At 57.3% G+C, this 24,397-nt stretch carries 16 protein-coding genes; 9 read left to right on the forward strand and 7 right to left on the reverse strand.

The annotated features are described in order from the left end of the window. Window positions 1-44: 44 nt before the first annotated feature. Window positions 45-407 (reverse strand): hypothetical protein, encoded by a 363-nt coding sequence (locus GR198_RS19515; protein ID WP_164069422.1) that lies wholly within the window; start codon window positions 405-407, stop codon window positions 45-47. Here GR198_RS19515 and GR198_RS19520 point away from each other — a divergent pair. Continuing rightward, window positions 407-1,417: a ketopantoate reductase family protein gene (locus GR198_RS19520; protein ID WP_164069423.1), complete on the forward strand. Its 1,011-nt coding sequence runs from the start codon at window positions 407-409 to the stop codon at window positions 1,415-1,417. The genes GR198_RS19515 and GR198_RS19520 overlap by 1 nt on opposite strands. A gap of 188 nt (window positions 1,418-1,605) precedes the next feature. On the opposite strand, the gene GR198_RS19525 is transcribed toward GR198_RS19520, so the two are convergent. Both GR198_RS19525 and GR198_RS19530 read right to left on the reverse strand, forming a co-directional pair. Continuing rightward, window positions 1,606-3,999, reverse strand: coding sequence for a transketolase-like TK C-terminal-containing protein (locus GR198_RS19525; RefSeq protein WP_164069424.1), 2,394 nt, complete (start codon window positions 3,997-3,999; stop codon window positions 1,606-1,608). Between the two features lie 46 nt (window positions 4,000-4,045). Beyond that, window positions 4,046-5,065 (reverse strand): 1-aminocyclopropane-1-carboxylate deaminase, encoded by a 1,020-nt coding sequence (locus tag GR198_RS19530; protein ID WP_130788594.1) that lies wholly within the window; start codon window positions 5,063-5,065, stop codon window positions 4,046-4,048. Between the two features lie 525 nt (window positions 5,066-5,590). Between GR198_RS19530 and GR198_RS19535 the strand changes: the two genes are divergently transcribed. The 8 genes from GR198_RS19535 (at window position 5,591) to GR198_RS19570 (ending at window position 17,998) form a co-directional block, all read left to right on the forward strand. Further along, entirely contained in the window at window positions 5,591-6,721 is a 1,131-nt protein-coding gene (locus GR198_RS19535) for an alpha/beta fold hydrolase (RefSeq protein ID WP_164069425.1), read from the forward strand. Window positions 6,722-8,262: 1,541 nt separating this feature from the next. Then, window positions 8,263-8,988, forward strand: coding sequence for a winged helix-turn-helix domain-containing protein (locus GR198_RS19540; protein WP_130788596.1), 726 nt, complete (start codon window positions 8,263-8,265; stop codon window positions 8,986-8,988). Next, window positions 8,985-10,016: a cytochrome-c peroxidase gene (locus GR198_RS19545; protein WP_164023879.1), complete on the forward strand. Its 1,032-nt coding sequence runs from the start codon at window positions 8,985-8,987 to the stop codon at window positions 10,014-10,016. Before GR198_RS19540 ends, GR198_RS19545 begins: the two co-directional genes overlap by 4 nt. After that, on the forward strand, window positions 9,973-12,528 hold the full coding sequence (locus GR198_RS19550) for a two-component system VirA-like sensor kinase (protein WP_164023878.1): 2,556 nt from the start codon (window positions 9,973-9,975) through the stop codon (window positions 12,526-12,528). Before GR198_RS19545 ends, GR198_RS19550 begins: the two co-directional genes overlap by 44 nt. 1,160 nt (window positions 12,529-13,688) lie before the next feature. Then, complete coding sequence (locus GR198_RS19555; RefSeq protein WP_164069426.1) at window positions 13,689-15,302, forward strand: GMC family oxidoreductase; 1,614 nt, start codon at window positions 13,689-13,691, stop codon at window positions 15,300-15,302. Window positions 15,303-15,476: 174 nt separating this feature from the next. Then, window positions 15,477-16,592, forward strand: coding sequence for an FAD-dependent monooxygenase (locus GR198_RS19560; RefSeq protein WP_164023876.1), 1,116 nt, complete (start codon window positions 15,477-15,479; stop codon window positions 16,590-16,592). Between the two features lie 590 nt (window positions 16,593-17,182). Next, window positions 17,183-17,512, forward strand: a complete 330-nt coding sequence (locus tag GR198_RS19565; RefSeq protein ID WP_164023875.1) for a hypothetical protein — start codon at window positions 17,183-17,185, stop codon at window positions 17,510-17,512. A gap of 285 nt (window positions 17,513-17,797) precedes the next feature. Further along, window positions 17,798-17,998, forward strand: coding sequence for a DUF1127 domain-containing protein (locus tag GR198_RS19570; RefSeq protein ID WP_164069427.1), 201 nt, complete (start codon window positions 17,798-17,800; stop codon window positions 17,996-17,998). A gap of 217 nt (window positions 17,999-18,215) precedes the next feature. Here GR198_RS19570 and GR198_RS19575 read toward each other — a convergent pair whose 3' ends face one another. The 4 genes from GR198_RS19575 to GR198_RS19590 form a co-directional block, all read right to left on the reverse strand. After that, window positions 18,216-20,126, reverse strand: a complete 1,911-nt coding sequence (locus tag GR198_RS19575; RefSeq protein ID WP_164069428.1) for an ATP-binding protein — start codon at window positions 20,124-20,126, stop codon at window positions 18,216-18,218. A 617-nt stretch (window positions 20,127-20,743) separates the two neighbouring features. Then, entirely contained in the window at window positions 20,744-21,958 is a 1,215-nt protein-coding gene (locus GR198_RS19580) for a cytochrome P450 (RefSeq protein WP_164069429.1), read from the reverse strand. Window positions 21,959-22,418: 460 nt separating this feature from the next. Continuing rightward, complete coding sequence (locus tag GR198_RS19585; protein WP_164023872.1) at window positions 22,419-22,703, reverse strand: hypothetical protein; 285 nt, start codon at window positions 22,701-22,703, stop codon at window positions 22,419-22,421. Window positions 22,704-22,714: 11 nt separating this feature from the next. After that, complete coding sequence (locus tag GR198_RS19590; protein WP_204337167.1) at window positions 22,715-23,353, reverse strand: Urease operon accessory protein; 639 nt, start codon at window positions 23,351-23,353, stop codon at window positions 22,715-22,717. Between the last annotated feature and the right edge of the window lie 1,044 nt (window positions 23,354-24,397).

Raw genomic sequence — 24,397 nt, forward strand, 5'->3', positions numbered from 1 at the left:
ATCCGGCGGGCGGTCCCACTGAACTTTCCGCTCTCCTGGTTGGATCATCCAAGATTTGCGCTGGATGCACAGGCCGCTGGCATGCAGCGCCTCTCGTCGCTGGCAAGAAATGTGGCGTCGAACGCCCGAGGCGACATCTCGATGTTCAGCGCCTCGGCCGTTTCGCTGCCGGGAATGCGAGAAGCACCCGGTCCGCTTCCGGTGGCCAGCAGTGCCGCCGCAGCCAAGTCCGGCGCGCTCGGTGATCGATAGAGCCTGCCGATATCAATGTTCTCGTCTGGCCCATGGCGGCGCTGTTGTGGGAGGCTAATGTGTTTGATGACAACTGTAGCTGTTTTCGGGAAGACAATAATGCGCCTGGCATGCCGCCAAATGAACCTCCTGATCGCAAGCAACAGGAGTTCCAATGAGCAAGTTCGAATATGCCGCGGCTGAAAGCAGGCGTATCTGCATCGCTGGTGCTGGCGCGATCGGTCTCACTCTCGCTGCGCGCCTTGCAACTGCCGGCTTCGACGTTTCCGTCGTTGCCAGAGGTGAGAGCCTCGAGGCCATAAAACAGAACGGGATACGCCTGCTTGATTTGGAGGGTGATCATAGCGTCAAAGTGAGGGTCGGCGCCGTAAATGAACTTGGCGTTCAACATATCCTGTTTCTCTGTCCGAAATCGCACGATTTGGGAGGCTTGGCAACGTCCTTACTGCCGATGATAACGGCCGAGACCGTGATCGTTCCGGTCATCAATGGAGTACCCTGGTGGATGTTTGAGGGTATCGGCGGCGGCTGGGATGGACGAGCGATCGAGTCTGTCGATCCTGGCGGCCAGATCAAATCAATGTTGCCTCCGGCGCAGACCATCGGAACGACCGCAATGATTACGGCGGAGCGGCTTCGCCCGGGCCTGGCGCGGACTCGAAATCCTCTTCACATGACTTTGGGTGAGTTGGATGATCGACATACGAGACGCCTTGCCGAGGTCGAAGGGATCTTGAACAAGTCAGGCATAGCGACGCGAATAGCGCCTCGAATAAGAGACGCCGTCTGGACAAAAGTGGCCAGAAACATGATCTCGAACCCGGTCACCGCCATTACCGGCGCTACCCTCGGTCAAAATTTCGGGAGTCGCTATCTGGCCGACGTGAGCTATCAGATGCTGATGGAAATCATCCCGGTCATCGAGGCTTATGGGTCGAAACTGGAGCTCGACCCGTCGACAATTATCACATCCGGCCGCAACTTGGGCGACGTGAGAACCTCAATGTTGCAGGACCTTGAGAAGGGGCACCGACTGGAGCTTGCGTCCATCTGTGACGCGGTTCTTGAGCTTGCCGGACTTCGTAACATTCAAATGCCCGTGACGGCGGCGATAACGGCTTTGGCTCATTTCTTGGAAAGCGGTGAGCGGTTTGCGGCGGCATGAGGCGGGTGATCATCCGCCATGGGACTGCCAACGTTGTCGGCGGCACTTTCTCCTTCGGCACGTGCGAGGCTTTGGCGTGCCGATGGCGTCGACCAGCCATGCCTTCGCCACGGACGTGTGTTCAAAAGTGCAAGAGCTCAGAGCCTGTCTCAGCGAAGCGGCCAGTGCCCGCCTGCTAGCGAAAACGCCTAGGGGAACACGAGCATGAGAGACTCCGAAAGCCGCTTGCCAACGGTCAGCTCATTGACAGAGCGAACCAGGGACTGTCGGTCAATGCCGAAGTGTCGGTAGAGATCGGCGATCGTTCCCGTCTGCCCGAACTGTTCGACGCCGTGCGAAACGGTCCGATGACCAGCCACGCCGCCGAGCCATGACAGGGTGGCAGGATGCCCGTCGATGACGGTGACGATCACGCAGTCGCGGGGCAAAGAATTTAGAAGCGTTTCGACATGGCCTTGGGCCTTTGGGTTGCCGCGCGCCCGCTCCCGCTGCGCCGCGGTCCATCCGGCGTTGAGGCGGTCGGCCGAGGTTACGGCAAGCACGCCGACGTCGCGCCTTGCCTCGGCGATGATGCCGGCCGCGGCAATCGCCTCGTCGGCGACCGCACCCTGATAGGCAATAACGACCGAACAGTTGGGGCCGGGTTTGCGCAACCAATAGGCGCCATCGATGGCGCCTTGTCGAAAGTCGTCGTCGACCCGTGTCAGCGGCTGTTCGAGCGGTTTGGTTGTCAGTCGCAGGTAGACCGAGCCGCCGGTCTCGTCGCGCAGCCAGGTGCGCTCGTCCCTGTGGCCCTCGCCATCCCGCTGGAGGTAATCAAAAGCCCACTCCATGATCACGGCGAGTTCGTCGGCAAAGCCGGGCTCGAACGCCGCCAGGCCGTCCTGACTCATGCCGATCAGCGGGGTCCCGATGGATTGGTGGGCACCACCTTCGGGCGCCAGCGTCACCCCAGAGGGCGTGCCGATGATAATGAAGCGTGCATCCTGATAACAGGCATAGTTGAGCGCGTCGAGCCCGCGGCAGACAAAGGAATCGTAGACCGTGCCGATGGGTATAAGACGCTTGCCGAACAGGGAATGGCTAAGGCCGGCGGCACCAAGCAACAGAAAGAGGTTCATCTCCGCTATGCCAAGTTCGACATGCTGCCCCTTCGGCGTGAACTCCCATTTTGCGGTCGAGGGAATGCTGTGCTCGATAAAGGCGTCCGCCATCGCGGCACGGGCAAAAAGCTTGCGTCGGTTCACCCACGGCCCGAGGCTCGTTGTGCCAGTGACGTCGGGCGACGTCGTCAATATGCGGTCGGCCAGTTTGCTTGCGCCCTTGGCGAGATCATCCATAATCTTTCCGAAAGCTGCCTGCGTCGAGATCTTGCGGGCTGTGTCGATCGCAATTGCGGGCACATCAAGACGCGCATCATCGTAGCGTCGTGCACCCTTCGAGAAGAAGGCAACGTCGGCAAGAAACAACTTCAACCCGGCGACATCCGCTATTCCCGCGAACGGCTCCCATTCCTGCCCGGCAGGGATGCCCAAGGCCGTCTGCCAGTCGGCGAACTGCTTGCTGTTCATCAGACCGCCATGATTGTCTTTGTGCCCGGCAATCGGCGTTGCCCAGCCCTTAATCGTGTAGGCGAGGAAACAGGTCGGGCGATCATGGTCGGTCGCAGCGAAGGCATCCGCCATCGTCGCCACGCAGTTGCCGCCGAGATTTTCCATCAGTTCTGCAAGCGCTGCGTCGCTGCGGTGATCGAGGAGGGAGGCGATGTCCCCGTGTTCGCCGAGGTCGTCGAGCAGGCGCTTGCGCCAGACTGCGCCACCCATGAAGGTGAGCGCCGCGTAGTCCTGGTTGGGGCAACGGTCGATCCAGTCGCGCAGCTGGGTTCCGCCCGGTTCTTTGAAGGCCGCGCGCTGCAGGGCGCCATATTTTACACGGACGACCTCCCAGCCGAAAGTATCAAAGATCTTTTCGATGCGCTCGAACAGTCGCTCACGAACGATCCCATCGAGGGATTGGCGATTGTAGTCGATGATCCACCAGCAGTTGCGCAGGCCATTCTTCCAGCCTTCCTGCAGGGTCTCGTAAATGTTGCCCTCGTCCAGCTCGGCATCGCCCATCAATGCGACCATGCGGCCCAGCGCCAGGTTGCCGCCCCATTCCTTTGCCTTGATGAAATCCTGTACGATGGAGGCTAGGGCTGTGATGCCGACGCCCAACCCGACCGAGCCCGTTGAGAAATCGACGTCATCGATGTCCTTGGTCCGGCTCGGATAGCTCTGGGCGCCGCCGAACCCACGGAAGTTCTCCATTTTCTCCCGCGTCTGGCTGCCCATGAGATAGTGCATCGCATGGAAGACTGGCGAGGCGTGCGGCTTGACGGCTACTCGATCCTCGGGCTTGAGCGCCGAGAAATACAACGCCGTTATGATCGACACCATCGAGGCAGAGCTTGCCTGGTGGCCGCCGATCTTGATGCCATCCACCTTCGACCGTACGTGGTTGGCGTTATGGATCATCCAGTGCGATAGCCACAGCAGTCGTTGTTCAATGGTTTTTAGGTGCAGGCGTTGGGAATCGATCATCGGTACGTCCACAGCTAGATTGAAGGGAAACAGGCTTTCAACGGGCTCAGCCCTCTCTATAATAGTAGCTGTAGCCGTTGAGCGCCGGCGCGCCTCCGAGATGTGCGTAGAGCACCCTTGAACCTTCCGGGAAGAAGCCCTTGCGGGTGAGGTCGATCATTCCCTGCATCGACTTACCCTCATAGACCGGATCGGTAATCATCGCCTCTGTACGAGCGGCAAGGCGAATGGCTTCGTTGGTCTCTTCCGACGGGACGCCATAGGCCGGATAGGCGTAGTCCGGGTTGATGACGATCTCGTCTTCTCGAACCTTGCGGCCAAGCCCGACGAGCTCAGCCGTGTTGTCGACGATCGACCGCACCTGCGCCCTTGTCTGTTCGAGCGTGCCGGAAGCGTCGATGCCGATCACGCGGCCGGCGCGGTCGTGGGCGGCGAAGCCGACGATCATGCCTGCCTGGGTTGAACCCGTGACGACGCAGACGACGATATAGTCGAACTTGAAGCCCAGCGCTTTTTCTTGCTCCGCCACCTCCTCCGCAAAGCCAATATAGCCGAGTCCACCATATTTATGGACCGATGCTCCGGCAGGGATTGGATAGGGCTTGCCGCCTGCGTCCTTAACGGACTGGATCGCATCCTCCCAGCTCTTGCGGATACCGATGTCAAAGCCATCGTCGACCAGGCGCGAATCCGCGCCCATCAGGCGGGTCATCAGGATGTTCCCGACGCGATCATAGACGGCATCATAATGGGGAACCCATCTTTCCTGAATGACCACGCATTTCATGCCGATCTTGGCAGCGGTCGCGGCAACCATGCGCGTGTGGTTCGATTGCACGCCGCCGATCGAGACCAGGGTATCGGCACCCGAGGCGACCGCGTCGGGGATGATATATTCCAGCTTTCGCAGCTTGTTGCCACCCATGGCCAGCCCAGAATTGCAGTCATCGCGCTTTGCATAGATCTGAACGCTGCCACCTAAGGCTTCCGTCAAGCGGGGCAGATGCTCGATCGGTGTCGGGCCGAATGTGAGTGGGTAGCGTTCGAACTTTTCAAGAAGGGACATTGGGGGCTCCGGAGAAACTGTGGCGACGACGGGCATCAGAGTAATGCGTTTGAGATGAAAGGTGCTTCCAAATTAAATGAACGACCGATCTCTATCGCCACAGTACCTCCGACTATGCGATTCAAATTTATCGATATATGGGTTGTTTTTGGGAGATCTTTCCAGACATGGCCCGCTGCCTCAAATCTGTGTCTCGCTTGCAGCGCGTGTGAACAATGCGAAAGCTCGGCTCGCGCCGAGCCAGGGGGTCACCGGCAAACCAGCTTCCGCCAGAATGCTCGTGGGCCTGCGCGACTGGCGCTACGCCGGTTGCCGAGAGCGCATGTGTCACAAGAGACTGAGGTAGGGCCAACGGGCATATAAGCATGGTTCATGTCGAGCCGATCCAACCTGGCGCTTCGGCGCCGGCGCGCTCGGCTTGGCTTGACCAGTCGTTTCTGTTGCAGTTGAAACGACAATCGCGCTGGTCGACATCCTGGTCGAAGGGTTTTGCGCTTTTATGCCCCAAGGATCTTGGAGCGAAACATGCGGACCTTCAGGCAAAAGAGTTTCTTGATTAAATTATTCCTCGGCATACGTGCCTTGACGTTGATCAGCTTCTCAATCGCTGTGCTTGCCGTATTGGCAAATGGCAGCGCGCAGGCACGAGAAAACGAACTGGCAAATATCTACGAGAGCAAAATCGTCGAGTTTTGGAACAAGCATGGCCAGCGTCGGGACTTTGACGGCAGTCATGGCGTGCGTATCGCCGCTATGGCTTTCTCCCATTCCGTCGGGAAAAACGGAATTGTGATTTCCAGCGGTTACGGTGAGAGCTTTTTCAAGTACCGCGAGATTGTCTACGATTTGTGGCAGGAAGGGTATCAAGTGTATATCCTCGATCACCGCGGCCAAGGCTTTTCGGAGAGGTTGATCAGGCCGAACAAGGCACAGGAACTCGACCCGCGGGCCGTCAAGCGCGTGCACGACCTCGGCTATGTTGAGAATTTCGATGATTTTGTCGACGATCTCAAGACGTTCGTGGAAAAAGAGGCCAAGCCCGCCAATGAGCGGCTCTTCCTCCTCGCGCACTCCATGGGTGGCGCGATCGCGTCATTGTATCTCGAGAAATTCAGCGCCGATTTTGCTGCCGCGGCATTGTCTTCGCCCATGCATCAGCCCGATCTGAGCCCAATTCCCAACAAGGCGTGCTGGCTGCTCAAACTCGGCCCCAGTAAGTCTTACGTTTGGGGCCGCGGACCCTATGCTTCGAGAGGGTTCAACGCGGATCGCGATTTGACGAGCAGCCGCGTACGCTACGACATCCTCAAGCGCGGGGAGCTAGATCGCCATCCGCAAGCGCAGCTCGGCGGGCCGAGCTTCAACTGGGCATACGAAGGCTGCATGGCAGCAAACCGCAGCATCCGGGATGCGGGCCGGATCAGCGTCGATATTTTGCTGTTTCAAGCGGGCGATGACAGGGTCGTCAAAGCTTATGGGCAGCAAAAGTTCTGCGATACGATGAATGCCGCGCGATTGGGCTCTTGCTCCTTGCGAATAATGAAAGGCGCAAGGCATGAACTGTTGATTGAGCAGGATGTCTACCGCAGCCTGGTGCTCGAGGAGATGCTGTCATTTTTCAAACGAAAGCACGGGGCAGGCCAGAGGACCAATTGAGGCGCTTTGCTTAGGCTGATCGAAGCCTTGTCCTACGATCGCACAACACTCGATTTCATCGATCCCGGGCTTGCCTGGACGCCACCAGTTTCTGGCAAGCTCCGAGATTGACGCTGATCGCGACGCAAGCGCGCGAACTAGGTACGTGCGCCAATCGAGCACCCGTGTCGGTAGTCCAATAGCGCCTTCGCGCCCAAATCCGGCAAAGCCGAGCCGGATCCGCTCGATCTCGCACTTGGCGACCATTGAGGCGGCACTCGTGTCTTTGCATGCGATGAGGATGATGGTCTGTTCGCGACGCTTGCCGCAAACCCTAATGGCCGAAAACCGTCGCAGGTGTTGCATGGAATAGCGCGTCTTCGCAGCCCGCTGCCTGTGCCGGTTGCCGGCGCTTTTGTAGCACCAGTTTGCGCTGGGGCGGCAAGCAAGTGGTCTCTACCTTGGGAGCGTCGATTTCCGGCTTCCAATCATTGTCCGCTTCAGAGATTTAGCCGGTATTCTGCAAGTCGCATCGACGAACGTCATGGTTCCAGATGAAATCAGAAGTGTCGTTTTGGAAACGCGCCGGCAACACCAAGTCATCAAGACGCAAATGCCTTCAGCGCAAGGCCGGCATCGCGTCATTCGGAGGCGGAACTAACCTATCCATGGAAGGAGGGGTCTTTTATTGAATGCCAACATGAGAGAAATCGAGCACGAGGACGTCGTATGGCGCCATCAATCGCGCCACCGTCCGAGGCATTTCTACGAGGCTGCAAATAGGCCCTCATTGGAGGGCATAGGCCAAATGCTCCGTCCGCGGCACCACGCAGAGTGGCATTGGCCGCAGCAGCGATTGCAAACGCAACGATGAAGGTCGTCGACCAAGCGATCGCCGGCCGTGCAGATCCTGCCCGGCGACCGGGCAACGGCGCTGATGAGGCGATCCCTACCGTATGCCTATTGGGTGACACTCGCTGAAGACGCCTGCGGAGTCCGACCTGCGGCTGCCACTACCATCCGTCTCCATCATTGTTCGGGAGAAGGGCTTCATCGCACCGGTCCATTCGAGGTTGGCCACACTGACCCTTCGTCTGCTTTTTTGGGACAAGCCGCGACAATGGCAACACGGTAAGGCCGGGAGGAACTGCGTCGATCATCCTGCGGTCACGACAGCCGGACGTTGGTGATGGCCCAATGGTTGTATACCGGCGCTTGGCTCCCTGCGCTCCATCGCGACTGATCGGCTCGTTCTGCTGGATGACACAGCGGATCGCCGGTGCTCCCATCTCCTAATTTCACAATAAATGATAAATTTGATACTTGTGATAAATTAGAAACCAAACTATGTGTTACAAACCCGCTAGAGAGCATAGGAATCTGGAAATGAACACTCTCGTAGAAATTATGTTCAAGGTCGCGCACCGGGCCGGCAGGGCAGCCCTGGTTCATGATTGGAGTGCGCCTGCAAGAAAGGTCTCCCACTCTCGGCCGCGCCGAAGCGATCGCTCGCTTGGCGCAGCTATTGCAGATGACATGGCCGGATGGCGTGGAGCGGATCTGTGAAACACGTCCTGGTGATTGACGACGACTCGAGCATGCGGAGTCTTTTGATTGACTATCTCTCGCATCATGCGTTTCGCGTTACCGGAATTAGCGGCAGTCAAGAGCTTCCCCGTATTCTCAATACGGATCCGGTCGATTTGGTTATTGTCGATCTTAATCTTGGTCAGGAAGATGGCTTGGACATTGTGCGGAAGCTGGCCAGTTCATCGGATTCGCCGATCATCATCATAAGCGGAGACCGGCTCGACGAGGCAGACAAGGTCGTCGGCCTGGAACTCGGGGCTGCGGATTACATCACCAAGCCGTTCGGAACCCGCGAATTGCTGGCCCGCGTTCGCTCTTCGCTACGTGAGCGTCCCGTTCTCGATAACAAGAAGGACCGAAAAATTTACAGCTTTGGCGAATGGGTGCTGAACGTCAAGCTGCGCAGGTTGACCTACGGCGAAGATCAGGAAGTGAAGCTCACCGCGGGAGAATTCAACCTTCTGGCTGCCTTCTTACGCGCCCCTCGCCAGGTTCTGTCGCGCGAGCAGCTCTTATCGGCGAGCAGAGTTCATGATGAAGAGGTTTTCGATCGCAGTATCGACGTTCTCATACTCCGTCTGAGGCGCAAGCTCGAGAGGGATCCGTCAAAGCCGACCTTGATCAAGACTGAGCGAGGCGCCGGTTACGTTTTCGACGCGGATGTCGAGGTGACTTATAAGGGTGGTCGCAAGGCATGAGCGGGCAGGGACGCCGTAGGCTCTTCAAGAAGGACACCCCCCGGACGGTGCTGCTGGCCCTTCTTGTCGTCAGCGGTGGCGCTCTCACGGCTGCCGGCGACGTCATTGTGGGGGGAATGAAGGGGGAAGCGCTGCTGCCACTTCCTGACGCCCCTCAACTCGATCCCGGCCGCGTGGAGCTGGGGCGACGCCTCTTTCACGACAAGCTCTTGTCCAAACGGCGAGAGGTTTCCTGCAGTTCGTGTCACGACCTTGCGACAGGCGGCACGATTCATGCCGCAAGAACAGTCGGCTATGAGGGGAAAATGCATGCGTTCAACGCGCCGACGATATTCAACGTCGGAAACAACTATCGGCTTGGATGGCGCGGAAAGTTTACATCTCTTGTAAGCCAAAATGATGCAATCATTCACGACTCCAACCTGTTGGCGATGGATTGGCCCACCTTGCTGTCGAGATTAAACAGCGACCGCTCCTACGCCGACGCGTTTTCGCGGAGATATGGTGGCGCGGCGGAGCGCGAAAACGTCTTGGATGCGCTTGTGAGCTATCAGAAGTCTCTTGCGACGCCCGACGCACCCTTTGACCGTTTCCTGAAGGGAGATAAGAAGGCGATCACTCCGCTACAAAAGCACGGGCTGAAACTCTTCACCGAATACGGCTGTGTCTCGTGCCACCAAGGCTCGAATATTGGCGGCAACATGTTCCAGATTTTCGGGGTATTCGGCGAGCCGGGTGCCGAGACCTTTCCGACGCCTGAGGATCTCGACGCACGTCTGGACCAGGCTGATCGGAATGTCGATGTTTTCCGAGTGCCCAGTTTGCGCAACGTGGCGCTGACGGCGCCCTATTTCCACGACGGTCGCACCGCAACACTTCGGGATGCGATCGCTATCATGGGCAGAAGCCAGCTCGGGCGCCGACTGACGGAGAGCGACGTTGATGCGCTCGAGGCGTTCCTCAACAGTTTGACCGGGGTTTACAGTGGGAAAAAGCTCACGCAGCCTAACACTGAAGAGTCTCATTGAAACTCTGCCGATCACTCTGTTGACGCTATCGGCAATTGTCCTTGCCGTGGTCGCAGCGGGGCGTGATCCGGGGCGGGACGTTCACGAGGCGGTGATGATGAACCTGCGAGCCGTCGACGTCAATCACGCCTCGCTTCAGCGCGACGTCCTGCGAGCGAGAGCGGGATTGTTGTCGTCGTACGATCCGCTCGTATCCTCCGTCGTCAACATGAGGCAAACGACAACGGAGTTGAAAAGACTGTTCAGCAGGCCGCAGTTCGCCGACGATTTCAGGTTACATCAGCTCCTTGGGCAACTGAGGGACGTTATCAACCTTGACGAGAAGCTCGTCGAGGAGTTTAAGACCCGCAATGCACTCTTGCAGAATTCCATCGGAGTATTCGGCCAGACACTCTCCGATCTCCACGACTCCCGAAATGAGGCCGTCAAGATGGCTCTCACTAGAACGGGTGATCTTGGTAACCTGATGATGCGGTTTTCGACTCGGCCGGACCATCAGCTGCAGGAGGCTATTCTCAGGCGCCTGGAGCAACTGCCGGAGTTCGACACTGCAGCGCCTGTTCTACAAGGCTTGGGAACGGTAATCATTCACGCACGAATGATCTTGGCCATCTTACCAAAGGTTGACGACAAGATTGCAGCCATTCAGGCCTCTGGGACACCGCTGCGCGCAGAGGAGCTTCAATCGGAATACCTGGACGTTGCTGCCGACGCGACGTCTCGTGCAGCTTTCAGCAGGATACTGCTCGGTATCACGGCGATCATTCTCTGTATCTATATCTGTGTGCTGGTGTATCGCTTGCGTGCCCAGACCAAACGCCTCAAGAGACGGCTCCACTACGAACAAGTCATTGCCGAGCTCAAGGCTGAAATGGTCGAGAGCGACTGTGGCAGCTTCACAGCCCTCATGACCGACGCCTTGAGCATTATCTCTGGCTTGTTTGCAGCCCAAAGATGTGCTTTTGCGATTTGCGATTTAGAACGGGGAGAAATCAAGGACAACTACTGCCTCAGCGACGACGAAAAGCAGAGGGCTTTGCTGCTGGAGCTTGCCCAGGACCTTCTCCGCCAGAAGGGCACCCCTGTACTTCGTAATCTGGAGGGCTTCGGGCCCGCGAAGTCTCGCTGCTTCATCCGCTCACGCGGAGCCGCGACCGCGTGTCTCATTGTAGGGGCAGGTCTGTCCGAGCGCGATGTGGCCGCGCTTGTTTTGAGCTTCGATGATCTGCAGCCAAGGATGCCTGGGGACGAAGTTCGCTTGCTTCAAGCAACACTTCAAACGCTCATCGAGTTCGTTGACGCAAACCGCAGTCGCCAGGAGAAAGAAGGACTGGAGCACCGCCTAGAGCATGCGCAGCGGTTGGAGGCCATCGGCACGCTGGCTGGTGGCATCGCACACGAGTTCAACAATGTTCTGGGCGCGATTCAAGGATATGGCGAGATGGCGGTTCAGCTTCTTCGCAGGCCGTCAACGACACGACACTATGTGCAGGAAATTCTAAAGAGCGGGGCGAGGGCGAAGCATATCGTAGACCAGATACTGACGTTCAGCCGAAAGCGCGAAAGGACGACAAAACCATTTGACGTGGCCGACGCGGTTGCCGACATCCTGCCGCTCCTTCGGGTCACCCTAGGCAGCCATGTGATTATCGAGTCCCACCTCGATCAACGTCCTGCGGTCATCGAAGGCAATCCTGTGGATGTGCATCAGCTTGCAATGAACCTTTGCAAGAACGCAAGCCAAGCGTCATCGAGAGGCCAGAGAGTGATCATCAGCGTCGAGATCATTGAAACCACGAGGAAGCAGTTCTTGTCGCATGGTGAGCTCGGGCCCGGGCGGCACGTCTGTCTTATTGTCAGCGACGAAGGACCCGGAATTCCCGATCACGTCCTTCCGCATATATTTGAACCATTTTTCACGACGAATGCAAAAACGGGTGGCTCGGGCCTCGGCCTTTCGGCCGTGCATGGCATCGTTTCCGCGTTGGGTGGGAGCATCGACGTGAAAAGCGAAATCGGAGCGGGTTCAGCTTTCCGGCTCTTTCTGCCGGCGAGCGATCTCGATCCGCTGCCGATAAAAGGTTTCTTTGACGAAAATGCGGTTCCCATCGGCAAGGGGGAACGGGTTGTCATTGTCGTGCAAGACAAGATGCTCTTGGAATTGTACGAGGAGAAGGTTGCTGCGCTCGGGTATGAGCCGGTAGGATGTGCGGGTATCGACTGCCTGATTGATCAACTGCAGGCGGGCCTATGTGCCGACATTGTGCTTGTTGATAGACAGCTTCTCATGCGTCATGCTGACGTCTCGCGCCTGCTGGACAAGGTGGGGATTGAGAAGCTGTTGGTGTTAAGCGACCGCGCGCTGGATCCCGATTCTGCGCCTCCCATTCTGGCCGCCCGGATGTTGCGCACGCCCTTCAGCTCGGCGACATTGGCAACCGCAATTTTCGACGTTCTGAGGCATAGCTCAAGCGTTCATGCTCAGGATGATCCAGGCGGTGCCGCTCAATAGCTGCCGGGCCTGCTCTGGACATGTCGATTTCGTTCGCGGAAAGCCGTCGCAATGCGCGTCGACCATGCGATGTGAAATCGCGGTCCACACGGGACCGCAAGATATGGCATCATGGCTTATTGCGCATCATGGCGGTGTTCCGGCCTGTGACACATCTCAAAGGGACATCATTCCTGGATGCGTATCCAGAGACCGCAAGCATATCCGATCGTCTCCCGTTGCTCAATACGATAGGGCGCCGGGAGTGCCGCTGACGGTCGTCATGAGACACCGATTGTCAGGATGCTTCCCTGTCGCCAGGGCAGGGACCAGGCGGCCAACGCGCTTTGAACCAGCATCGAAACAATGGTTGGAGCAGCGTCGATGTACTGCGACGCCCACCAATGATCGTGTCGCCCAAACTACCGCCGGCGCAAGAACCCTTTTTGCGCTTTGTTGGACGTCCAGTTTCGTCGTCATGAAAAGCGGAGAAAACGCTTGTTGCTGCTACACATTTGGGGCCGGTTCGGGGCTGGCAAGCAACCGGATCCGGCCCCGACCACAGGAGGGGGAGCCTTACGGCCCTGAGGCACATGCTTATGATCGGAGCGTTGTTTCAGGATTGTTACCGAGCTCGGCTTCTTCGTGACACCCGAAACAATGTTGCCATTAGCTCGGATCGCAGTTCCCGTGCGAATTAGTCGTTCCGGATCGCAAAGACATGTTGACAGTCGAAACGATGTATGTGCAATAAGAATTATTACGATAACTATTATTACGATGCTGCGGAGAGGCGCATGTTTGAAAAATCGAAGAGTTCTATCACCGCGGTAGCGCGATTGCCGCCACGTCACAGGCCAATTCCGCTTCGCAGCCGACGAGGCGAAAGCCACGGGAGTGCCCGCAATCCATGCCCTTTCAACACACAGGCAAAGGCGGTCGCCAACGCCATCCGTGACGCCGCTCAAGACGTCAAGATGAACCCAGTGAATAGGGACTGACAACCGCGTGGTCGGTGCCCGACTGCCTTCACGTCGCATCCGCGACGAAGTTCAGATCCGTGGACTTCAAACGAAATCAAGAACACCCAGGCTGTAACAGCCAACGAACACGCCCGTACTACAACGGACGAAAGATTCCGTGTTGCCGAGAACGAAAAACATCAAACCATAAGGTGATGCATGACACATTCCTACGAAGATCAAATCAGGCAGAGCGTGCTGGAAAACCAGAAGAGGTTGCGACAACAACTGCGCACGAATTTCGATTTCATCGTATGCGGTGCCGGCTCGAGTGGCTCCGTCGTGGCCGGTCGATTGGCCGAGGACAAGAATGTACAGGTTCTTCTCCTTGAGGCCGGCGGAGACGACGCGGAGTCGTCTATTTTGGACCCGGGGCAGTGGCCGCTGAACTTGGGCTCTTCGCGCGACTGGGCGTTTATGGGCGAGCCTTCTTCTCATCTCAACGGTCGCCGACTTCCCCTCAACATGGGCAAGGTCCTTGGCGGCGGATCCAGCATCAACGTGATGGTCTGGGCGCGCGGACACAAGAGTGACTGGGATTATTTTGCCCAGGAGTCCGGTGATGCCGCCTGGGGTTACGAATCCGTTCTCGGATACTACCGAAGGATCGAGGATTGGCACGGCAGTGCCGATCCCGCCCGCCGCGGAGCGGGCGGACCGGTTTTCGTCGCACAGCCAGAGGCACCCCAGCCGCTCGCGCATGCGACGCTGGAAGCTGCCCGTATGATGGGAATTCCGACCTTCGAAAGCGCCAACGGCGAGATGATGGAAGCAGGCGAGGGGGCCGCAATCGCGGAGCTGCGGATTCACGGTAATAAGAGACAATCGGTTTTTCGCTCCTACACATACCCCCATATGCATCAGCCCAATCTGACGGTATTGACGGGTGCGCTTGTCACCCGCGTTATTCTTGCTGGGTCGAAGGCGGTTACCGTAGAGGCCATCGTGGATGACGAGTTGGTTCGCTTCAAGGCGGGTCGAGAAATCGTTCTTTCACTGGGTGCGGTTAACACGCCGAAAGTGCTGATGCAGTCGGGGATTGGACCTGAGGCCGAACTCCGTCGACATGGCATCCCGGTCCTCCAAGACCTGCCTGGCGTCGGCGAAAACCATCAGGATCACATCGCATTTGGCTGCACCTGGGAGTACACGAAGCCGCAACAGGTTGGCGGTGGTGGATGCGAGGCAGTGCTCTACGCCAGAAGTGATTCTCGCTTGTCCGCCCCCGATATCATCCAATGCCAGCTTGAATTCGCCGTTCCGCCGCCGCCCGAAGTCGGGCTCGAAGCTCCTGAGCACGGGTGGTCAATGTTTGCCGGCCTCGCTCAACCCAAAAGTCGTGGCAAGGTACAGCTGTCGGGACCGGGCCACCGCGACCCTGTCGTGATCGCACCCAATTCGCTGAGCGATCCCGGCGATCTCGAAACGGCTTTTCGTACGGTCGAGCTCTGCCGAGAACTCGGCAATAGCCAAAGTTTTCGCGCATTGGTGAAGCGGGAGGTCATCCCAATGGCGCGGGATCGCGCTAGCATGGAAAGTTACATCCGCAATTCCGCTGTGACCTACTGGCATCAGTCGTGCACCGCAAGGATGGGCCTGGATTCCATGTCTGTCGTCGATTCTCGCCTGCGGGTCTACGGAATTGACAACCTGCGCATAGCCGACTCATCAATCATGCCGAAGATTCCTGTCGGAAACACGATGGCACCGTGCGTCGTGATCGGCGAGCGTGCCGCCGATCTCCTGAAAGCTGCGCATGGGACGAATGCCTAACCGAACCGAGGACATGCCGGAATCTCACTCATTTGAAAGTTTGGCGACTGATTGCTCCAGAAGCCCGCCGCTCTAGTCGCTCCAGAAGACGCATATCATGGGACGGGACCAGAGGACGGCAACGTCGAATTCCATGCCGACCCCGTGCATCGCAAACTAGAAAGGTCGTTTTCGATGAAGGTAATCATCGCCGGCGCCGGCATCGCCGGCTTGGCCGCAGCTCAGGCACTTGAGATCAAAGGCCATCAATGTGAAGTCTACGAGCAGTGCCTTGGACCGAGGCTCGGTGGAGCAGGTATCTTTTTGTTGGGAAATGCAACCCGGGCTTTGGATCAGTTAGGGGTTCTGGAGCCGCTGAAGGTTAATGGTCGGCGTATCAAGGAACAGTGCATCTTCTCTTCCGACGGAAAGCTGATCCACGCTCTCTCGGCAGAAGATTTCTGGTCAAACTGCGGCCCCTGTCTCGCCATGCCGCGTTCTCGCCTGATCCAGGCGCTGCTTTCCTCGCTGAAACGCACCAGAGTGAACTACGGGAAGGCAATCCTCGCCGCTCACCGGACATCCGCTGGCATGAGTGCGCAATTGTCCGACGGCAGCTCAGTTGAATGTGACTTGGTTGTCGCGGCGGACGGTGTGAATTCATGGCTTCGTAGAGCCACCAGCGGCTGCAGGCCCCGAGCGTTGGGCATATCATGCTGGAGAACCGTGACCGACAATACACCGAACATATCAGCTTGGACGGCTATGCTCGGACGCGGGCGAACCCTCCTCGCAATTCCAGTTACCGCCTCCCAAGTATATTTGTATGCAGACTGCCGCACGTCCGAGGTCAACCGCAACACTTTGCAGGACTTCAAGGAGATGTTCGGAGACTTTAGGGCTCCGCTGGGGCAGTTGATCGCGCAACTTGACACGTCCGCCGAGATACATTTCAGCGGGCTTGAAGAGGTCCCCGATTTTAGCACATTCGAGGACGGTCTAGTCTTCATAGGCGATGCCGCACATGCCTGTTCACCCAGCATGGCGCAAGGAGCTGGCATGGCCCTTGAAGACGCCCTGGTCCTGGCCGAAGTTGTTTCTGACGCCTCATCGACGGACGTGATGAGGCGACGATACCTTCAACACCGGCAACAACGCGTGACCTGGGTGCGCCAGCAAGCACGCGCTCGCGACATGTTGCGCGGCCTGTCGCCCATCGTCAGAAATTTTACGCTGAAACATCTCGGCGATACACTCTACAAGCGCTCCTATGGGGCGTTGAGATCTCCGCTTTTGGACGGTGGAATCTGAAAAGCGCGGCTGATGATGCCTGGTGCTAAAGTGGTCGTGACGCGACTTATGTGCAACGGCAGGATTCGAGAGCGACCAAACGTTGATGGCATTTACCATATGATCATATGTCGACGGCGGCTTATCTTCAGACCGCACTGGCTCGCCAGCGGCAGTCGGCGGACGGGTGGCGATCGTTCAGCAGCCGGGGCGGGAGCGCTACGCTCTGCCGGCTGGCCGTCGATGGACGCGATCACCATCGGCAGTGTCGACCTTGCGGTGGCCTATGCACCGGGGCATATCCCGTAGCGATCATTCTTAACAATGACAACGTAGCGTTCATGAACGATACCGTTTCCTTGCCGCAAGTCGGGACAGCTCGAGCCGACGTCCCAGGAGGATGTGCACAAGAACTCTGGCGGACAATCTGCAATCTCGGTCGCCTATAGCACGTCCCAACGAGACTACGCCAATGCTTCTCGTCAGACCCTAGCAGAGTTATGCATTCTTCGAACCGCGATGTGTTTCGTCTTTAAGGAGGTGAACGGCAATCGAAATGCTGCCGAAACGTCTCCCTCCGACAATCGCTTGTCAAGAAACAGGAGACACCTTTGCGAGGAAACGCACAAGGCCCGACCAATGAAAGGGCGGCGTCACGAAGTCGATCGGCGGGTGAGCGTAATGAGAAAGGCGCCATCGAGCGCTGCGACGCGGTTCCGGCAACCGGACGCGACGGTGAACCTGCACATGGATTGACAAGGAAGTCAGAAGCGAGTTCACAGGCAATTGCCCCGCAACGCGATGAACATCACGACGACGAGGACGCGTTGTGGCGAAAAGGCATCGTCGCGGCACTCCTGCTCTGCATCGTGGCGGTGCTTTACTTTGCACTATTTTCCGTCATGCAGGTTGCTCAGGTGCCTGTCTACAAGCATCCGTAGCCGGCGCCGAATCCTCTCGGACCGCACGTTGCGTCGAGCGGACCTTCACCCCGATTCGGTCCGCCGTCAAGGCTGCTCCACCTCTACTTTTAACCATGACCGATGACCTACAACATCGTTCTCCGCAACGGGCTCGACGCGCCCAGATTTCACTCGCTTGCTACAAATGCAACGGGTTTTCGGCTCCACACAATAATCCGATGGCGCAGATGGTCGATAGCGAAACTCATCACGAGCACGCTGTTGCGCGTGTGAATCATTATTGAACCAACATCGGGGATAACAGTGCGAATTATTCAGCCAACACCCATGCCGCAATTGAAGCGACTTGTTGCTGCGTTCCGCCGCCGGCTAAAGATTCAGAAGGCGATCGCTGAACTCAAGGAATTGGAGGACTTCATGCTTCTTGATATAGGGATATGGCGAAGCGACATTGAACGGTTCGTGAGCAAAGGCCGCTGCGTCGATATCAATCGCTTGGAGTGACTTTGCGATGTCTGTTCCAGCATTGCTATGCCGACTGGGTCGGAGCCAGGACAGGGGCGGCCTCAGCCTTCACGTTGCAAGCTTTCTTTTGTGCCAGCAAGGCGACGGGCGACTATTCATTGTCGAGGAAATAGCGACGCGGCGAAAGGCGAGTGACTTCCAGACTAGGCATTTGACAGTTGGGGGCCTCCCGTGCGCATTCAACGCTCGGGAGACTTCATTGGGTTCGCTGGGATCCCGATCTTTGCCGGGTCGAAGACCGGACTTGTGGGACGCTCTCCACAAGTCCCTCTCTGATTGCGTCGGCCAGCGCTCTGGAGCTCCATGGCTCTCGGAGTAAAGTGAAGCGCGAAGCAGAGGCGGCATTCAAAATCTCTGCGTTTCCGCCGTGTAGTATCAAGACGACAGGCGAGCCGCGGGCCATGTTCTCGATATCGCGCGCCGAGTGGCTTGGTGGAATTGACCGCACGTCAATCATGATCATGTCGGGGATCTGAGTGGATAACCATTCTTCCATCATGCTGATATCCGAGAACCCGACGGGCTCGTAGCCAAGCGCCGCAATCTTCTCTTCATGCATCGCCAGATCACGGCAATGAGGCTCCACGAGAGCAATAAGCTGGCCATCCCCTAGCATCACGTGCGGAGCAACGAAAAATCGACTGGTGGGCGTTGGCGGAAGTGACGAATGGGGAAAATAGACTTCAAATGACGTACCCATTCCAGGACTGCTCGTGACGTTGATCCGTCCGTCCATCGCAGTGACCAGACCGTGGACAGCCGCCAAGCCGAGCCCGGTGCCGCCAATGGCGGCCTTGGTGGTGAAAAATGGTTCAAAGATATGAGGCAGCGTTTCCGGAGAAATACCGCTTCCATTATCCGCGATACAGACACGAACATATTTGCCAGGCTGGAGGAGCCCTAGAAAAAGAGATCTTACACTTTCGACAGGGACGACATCGACATTGATGTCCACTCTGATGTGGCCGCTTGAGGCCTCCCACGCATTTTTACAGAGATTCATCGCCACTTGCTGGAGTTCGATGGGATGACCAAGCATTATGCAGTCGTCGTTGGACGCTAGGGGCGCGTTTACCTCCAGGTTTGGTAGGGAGGCCGAGATGAGCGGGAGCGCGTCGCGAATTGCCTCTACCAGGTTGATTGGTCTCCTTTCCTGCTCGCGACTGCGGCTCAAGGTCAGGATCTGGTTCACTATGAACTCCGCTCGTCTCGCAGTTAACATCATTTCCTGGAGGTAGTGTTCCACATTCTGGCCTTCGCCGGCGCGTTGCAGCGCCATCTCACCGTATCCAAGCAGCGCACCCAGGATATTGTTGAATTCATGCGCGATGCCGCCCGCCAAAGTACCGACAGCCTGGACGCGCTCTGCGTGATTGAGGCGCCTTTCGAGATCTTCACGGTTTTTTCGCTTGCAGTGATCGACCGCAGTTTGAATAAGGCCTGACAGGGATGCGCACAGCAGCAGGATCTCATCTTCACTGAACGCCTGTCGGGGCTTGCGATAGGCCATCTGCAAAATACCGATACGCCCCAGCGGTGTCGTAACTGCTGCTGCAACCTGCGTAGTCGCCCTGCCCCTGATGGCCCTGGATTGCATCCTCCCGAGGTCGACGAAATGGAATGCGGCTTGCTCTCCGTCCGGCTGCTTTGTTCCCACACGTTTCAAGAAATCAGCTCTGACTTCGGGCTCAGTTGGGGGTGGGGATCGCGCACTAAGAAATTCTTCGACCGTGACGCCGGTGCGCGGCTCGACGATTTCGAGCCTGAGCTCATCCGCTCCGAAATATTGCGCGAATTCCGTCAGAACTCTCGTTGCCACGACACCGAACTCGCCTCTTGTGAGATTATCATCAAATGCCCGTTCAAACCTGTTCAGCAGCGACTGACTTTCCAGCAATCGATTGATGGACCGGGCCTGGCCTCTGCCCCAGAACGTCAAGATTGACGCATAGGCGCAGAGGAGAACTGATAGAGTAGCGTATACGACAGGTGAAAAGGGTGAGACGCTCACAAGGACACCCCCGTATTTGCAATCCTTCATGGGCACATGGCCTGATGCCAGCAATGCGAAAAGTAATGCACCGAAAAAAGCAAAGAGAATTTTCAATGAATTATCGACTGACGGATTTGCGGTCATCGCACTAGGCCAAATTCTCGGCATCTCATATTCGCTCATACGGTGGGTTGGAAATTGAAATCATTTATGCAGAAACTTTGAGAAGCCACGTTTGACCGATTTCACGACCGTGCTCTTGCCCTGCGCCGCCTGCCAATGGACCCCACGGCAACTATCTCGACCCGCTAAAGTAATCAGGTGCGCTTGGCCTGGCTAAGGTATTGAAGCCCCGACGCTGCGATTCGCTTCGAGCATTTCCATCCTCGCCTTACCGAATAATCTCTCAATCGAAAGACTGAACCGCAACGGCAATGCACCAGGATCGAGCTGAACGCGTCGAGCGTCACGCACGGAGGTCATTGCAGCGTTTTGACCCACCGCTACGGCCGTAAAGGCATGGCTTCACGATTGAAGGCGCTGATGAAAGGCGCCTGGCGGACGGTCTCAACGAAACGCAAGACCGAACCCACCGTAGCACGGTGCGAGACACCTCCACGCTGAAACAACTGGCAAGCTCGCTCGCGCCATTAAACATTGCGGTTTTGCTGTCAACCACGGCTACCATGACGAACTGTGTCGCCTGCGCCTCGCGACTGCTCGAGGCTCTGTCAAGTCCAGCGAGCCTCCAATTCGTCGACCTGCCTGATGCCCGCGTGTCCATGAACCTTAAGTTGTTGACCTGCGGGCAAGAGACGATGTCGGGATCCGACGAGCGCACGAAGCGCCTCTTCGAGCTCCAGTTGCGCTAAAGCCTGTCCCAAACACCGGTGCGGGCCATCGCCATAGACAGGATGCCACCGAGGGCGTTCCCGACACAGATCGAACCGCTCCGGATCGGGGAAAGCTTCGGGATCGCGCAGCGCTGACATGGTCGACAGTAGCAATACACTGCCGCTTGCTATGAAATGCTGATCCAATTCGATGTCGCGAACAACAAGCCTCGGAATCGAGGCTACGGCAGGCTCGACTCGCAATGCTTCGGCAACGGCGGGAACGATCAGATTCTCATCCTTGCGAAGCGCTTCCCACAGATCTGCTTTTTCGAGAAGCAGCCCGGTCTGGATCACGATAGCAGCGCGTGTCGTATCCGTACCGCCAATAACAATGGACACAAGCTGCATGATGGCCTCCATCGCAGACAGATTAGCGTCCTGATCGACGCTCGCGACATATTCGGATATGAAATCGCCTCTCGGCGATCTGCGCCGGTCAGCAATCAGATCTGAGCAATAGGCCTCGAGCTCGCGTGCGGCCACCTCAATACTCGGTACGTCATCGTCCGTCCAAGAGGTCGTCAATATCTTTGATACACGGTAAGCGATCGACGTGAACAAGGGAACATCGGAAGAATCTATGCCAAGTATTCCGGCGAGCGTGATCGACGGTATTGCAGACGCATAATCATCGCGCAGCCTAAGCTTATCGCCATCCAACCTGCGGCTCGCCAAATCTTCTGTGAGCAGGCGTACGTCTCGCCGAATGCCTTCCATCATACGAAACGAAAAGCACTTCGCCAGCGGCTGCCGTCTGCGTCGATGGGTCTCGTCATTAGAAAACAGCATGCTGTTTGAAAAAAGATCCATAATTGGCCCCCCGGAGATTCCGCGCGCCGCCAGCAGCTGAGTCTCCACTTGTTTTGTCCTTGGATCTTTTGCCAGCGCTTGAACATCGGACGCGCGCAAAACAAGGTAAGCGCCATCTTCCCGTCGCACGAAAGGCAAGGATGGACGATATGTTGCGAATGTGTCGTGAGGTTGGATATTTAAATCGGCAAAACGCAAGGTCGGAGGGGTGACGGATGGCATCATGGTAGTTTTGGTCAATGGCTGGTCCTTAGCAGCGAAAGCACCATGTTGCCGTCTGTGCCATATGCGACGATTTCAATTTGTCCGGAAGCGGTTACAAATGTCACCGGTCGATCGCTGGCTCATGATTAGTCAGAAGCCCCTGGCTCGGTACCACAAGGCTAGGCGTTACGAACACATCGAGTGGAGCCGTTGCGCATCTCCGCCGGCATGTCGCGCCACTCGAACTGCGGCCATTACTAGCGGTCGTGACAAACTGGGCGCCACAGGCGGCAATGGCGCATCTCCGATCAGCGTTAAAGCCCGACGTTGGTATTCGCAAGAAGCTCCCTGATAAGACCGCGAGCGGACATTGATCAAACAGCTCGCCCAACAAATGGGAGCGTCATTGAAAGCAGTTGGACCGCGCTGGGCGGGTAGGCCGGCGGATTGGTGGACAGCAAGCCGTTTGCGAGCTGATCGCATTGGGCTTCGGCGCTCACCAAACCAGATCATAATTTTGCAGAAGTAACGGCCACAGGGCGCGCGTCGCAATGACATAGCCGCACCCGACCACGACGATCGCCGCAGCAAACACCAGGCAACAGGCCAATTCAATCAGAAAAAGGGGCTTTAAAATCCACCTAAAGACGCCGTCGTGCGCGTCCTGGGGGATGGCGCAGTCGGCACCATCTGTCGTAACCACTTCCGGTGCCGGGGCTAACAGTTTACCGTCGCGGGTGACCAGCCTGATCGACTTTGAAGTCCTGGTTTCTCGTGACATGGTTCGATCGATCAGCGGATCAACGGTGGTCGTTCACACACCGTGGAGGGCACGCCATGCTGAGACAAGCGCCGCAGGCGACCAGCCTTGACGAATGCATCCACCAACTGCTTTTCGGCAGCGAACGGATGGCCCTCCCAACCGATATGGCCAAAACCTGCTATGACGACGTCGTCGTTTGGATAGCTGTCGAGCACTTCGCCGATCACGATAATGCCACTGCTCGGCACGACGTAGGGCGCTGGTTCCAACATCGCAAGTGCCCGGTCGATGGCATCATGAATCCGTTGACCAACAGTTCGATGGAGCTTGCCGGCGCCAGCGCAGAAGTCGCCAAACAGGCGTGTATAGTCGTCGCAGAAATCATCGAGCTCCCGATGGGAGGCGGCAAGCGGCGCGCGCATGGTCGCGAATTTTTCGGGGTCTCGCACGCTCCAGATTTCAGAGGCGTCGACGATTCCTGGATGGGCGCGCCAGTTCCCGGAACCGAGCATGGCCTTGGCCGGCCGGCCGGTATTGCAGACCGCCACCGCATCGGTGCGCGTGCCGCCGAGACCAAAGGAACGGCAATCGTTAAAGCGGATGACGAAGTCGGCAGCGTCGATGATTTCCGCTCCTCCTTCTCCGACCTCGCCATTGCCGACGATCATAATTCTTCTGCTCATTGTTCGAAACCCTGCTGCAAGCCGACAGCTTTTACCGTTTCGGTTTCAAAAATGTGTCCACGTTGTCCCGCCCGATTTCATTTGCATTCAAAGGAAGGCCTCGTTTGCAATGGGCTCCTTAAGGACGGCTCATTGCGATCTTGAGCGAGGCTCACGACCCAGCAAGAGCGCGCCCGCTTTGAGTTATCGAAGACCAAAGAATATATGCAGTGGCCGCTAGCATTCGTTGCCGTAACGGCTCGCCGCATCAGTTCAGTCGTCGCGCCTCGATTGGCCTGCCCTTTAAGCCGTCGGGTTCAGCTGCAGGCGGTCGGCGGCCGATCCGCTTTCGCTACCGACGTAGGCGGCCAGGGTGAATGCACGAACGTCATGGAAGAGGGATTAAATTGAAATTCGCCTCCCGGATTACAACGCTAATCATTGACCGCCCGATTGTAACGCTTGCGCGAAGCCCGAAGCTTTAAGGTTTCAAACCGCGTTTGGGGCACAAACATTTGGAACACGACATTGTCGCAAGTGCTGATTGACGATCCTGAGGGCAATAGATCTTCTCGCTTGCCCATGGTGGCGTTCGTTTTCAACGATTCCTGCAATTACGACGGCTGGCATGATGTCCATGGAATCGCGCTCAGTTCTCCGAACGGTATTGCTGCCTGACCGATGGCGTCTCCATGCCATACGCGAACCCGCAAGGAACGTCGTCTTATCGTCGGAGGCCTGTCACGCGTGAAGACCAACCGAACGTCGACATCGCGGCATGCACACAGAAGCCGGTATCTCAGACTGGTCGTTGTCAATGGAGAATTGCTTCCCGGTGACGCGCTCACCGGCGAGCCGCAGCAGTTGGCTCCCAGAAGCCGGAGCGATCAAGCCGATCTTACGGCGCTCCGCGTGAGCGAATTCTTGATGGCCCTGGCCACAGGCCTGGCAGTGGCTATGGCGAGTATTGTGTATGGTCTTATCCATGATTGGCTCGTGGGCTGATTTGGGCCAAGTGACATTCGGGGTGCAAAGAAATCATCACCTATC

The organism is Rhizobium leguminosarum (genome assembly GCF_010668065.1).
Taxonomy (GTDB): domain Bacteria; phylum Pseudomonadota; class Alphaproteobacteria; order Rhizobiales; family Rhizobiaceae; genus Rhizobium; species Rhizobium leguminosarum_S.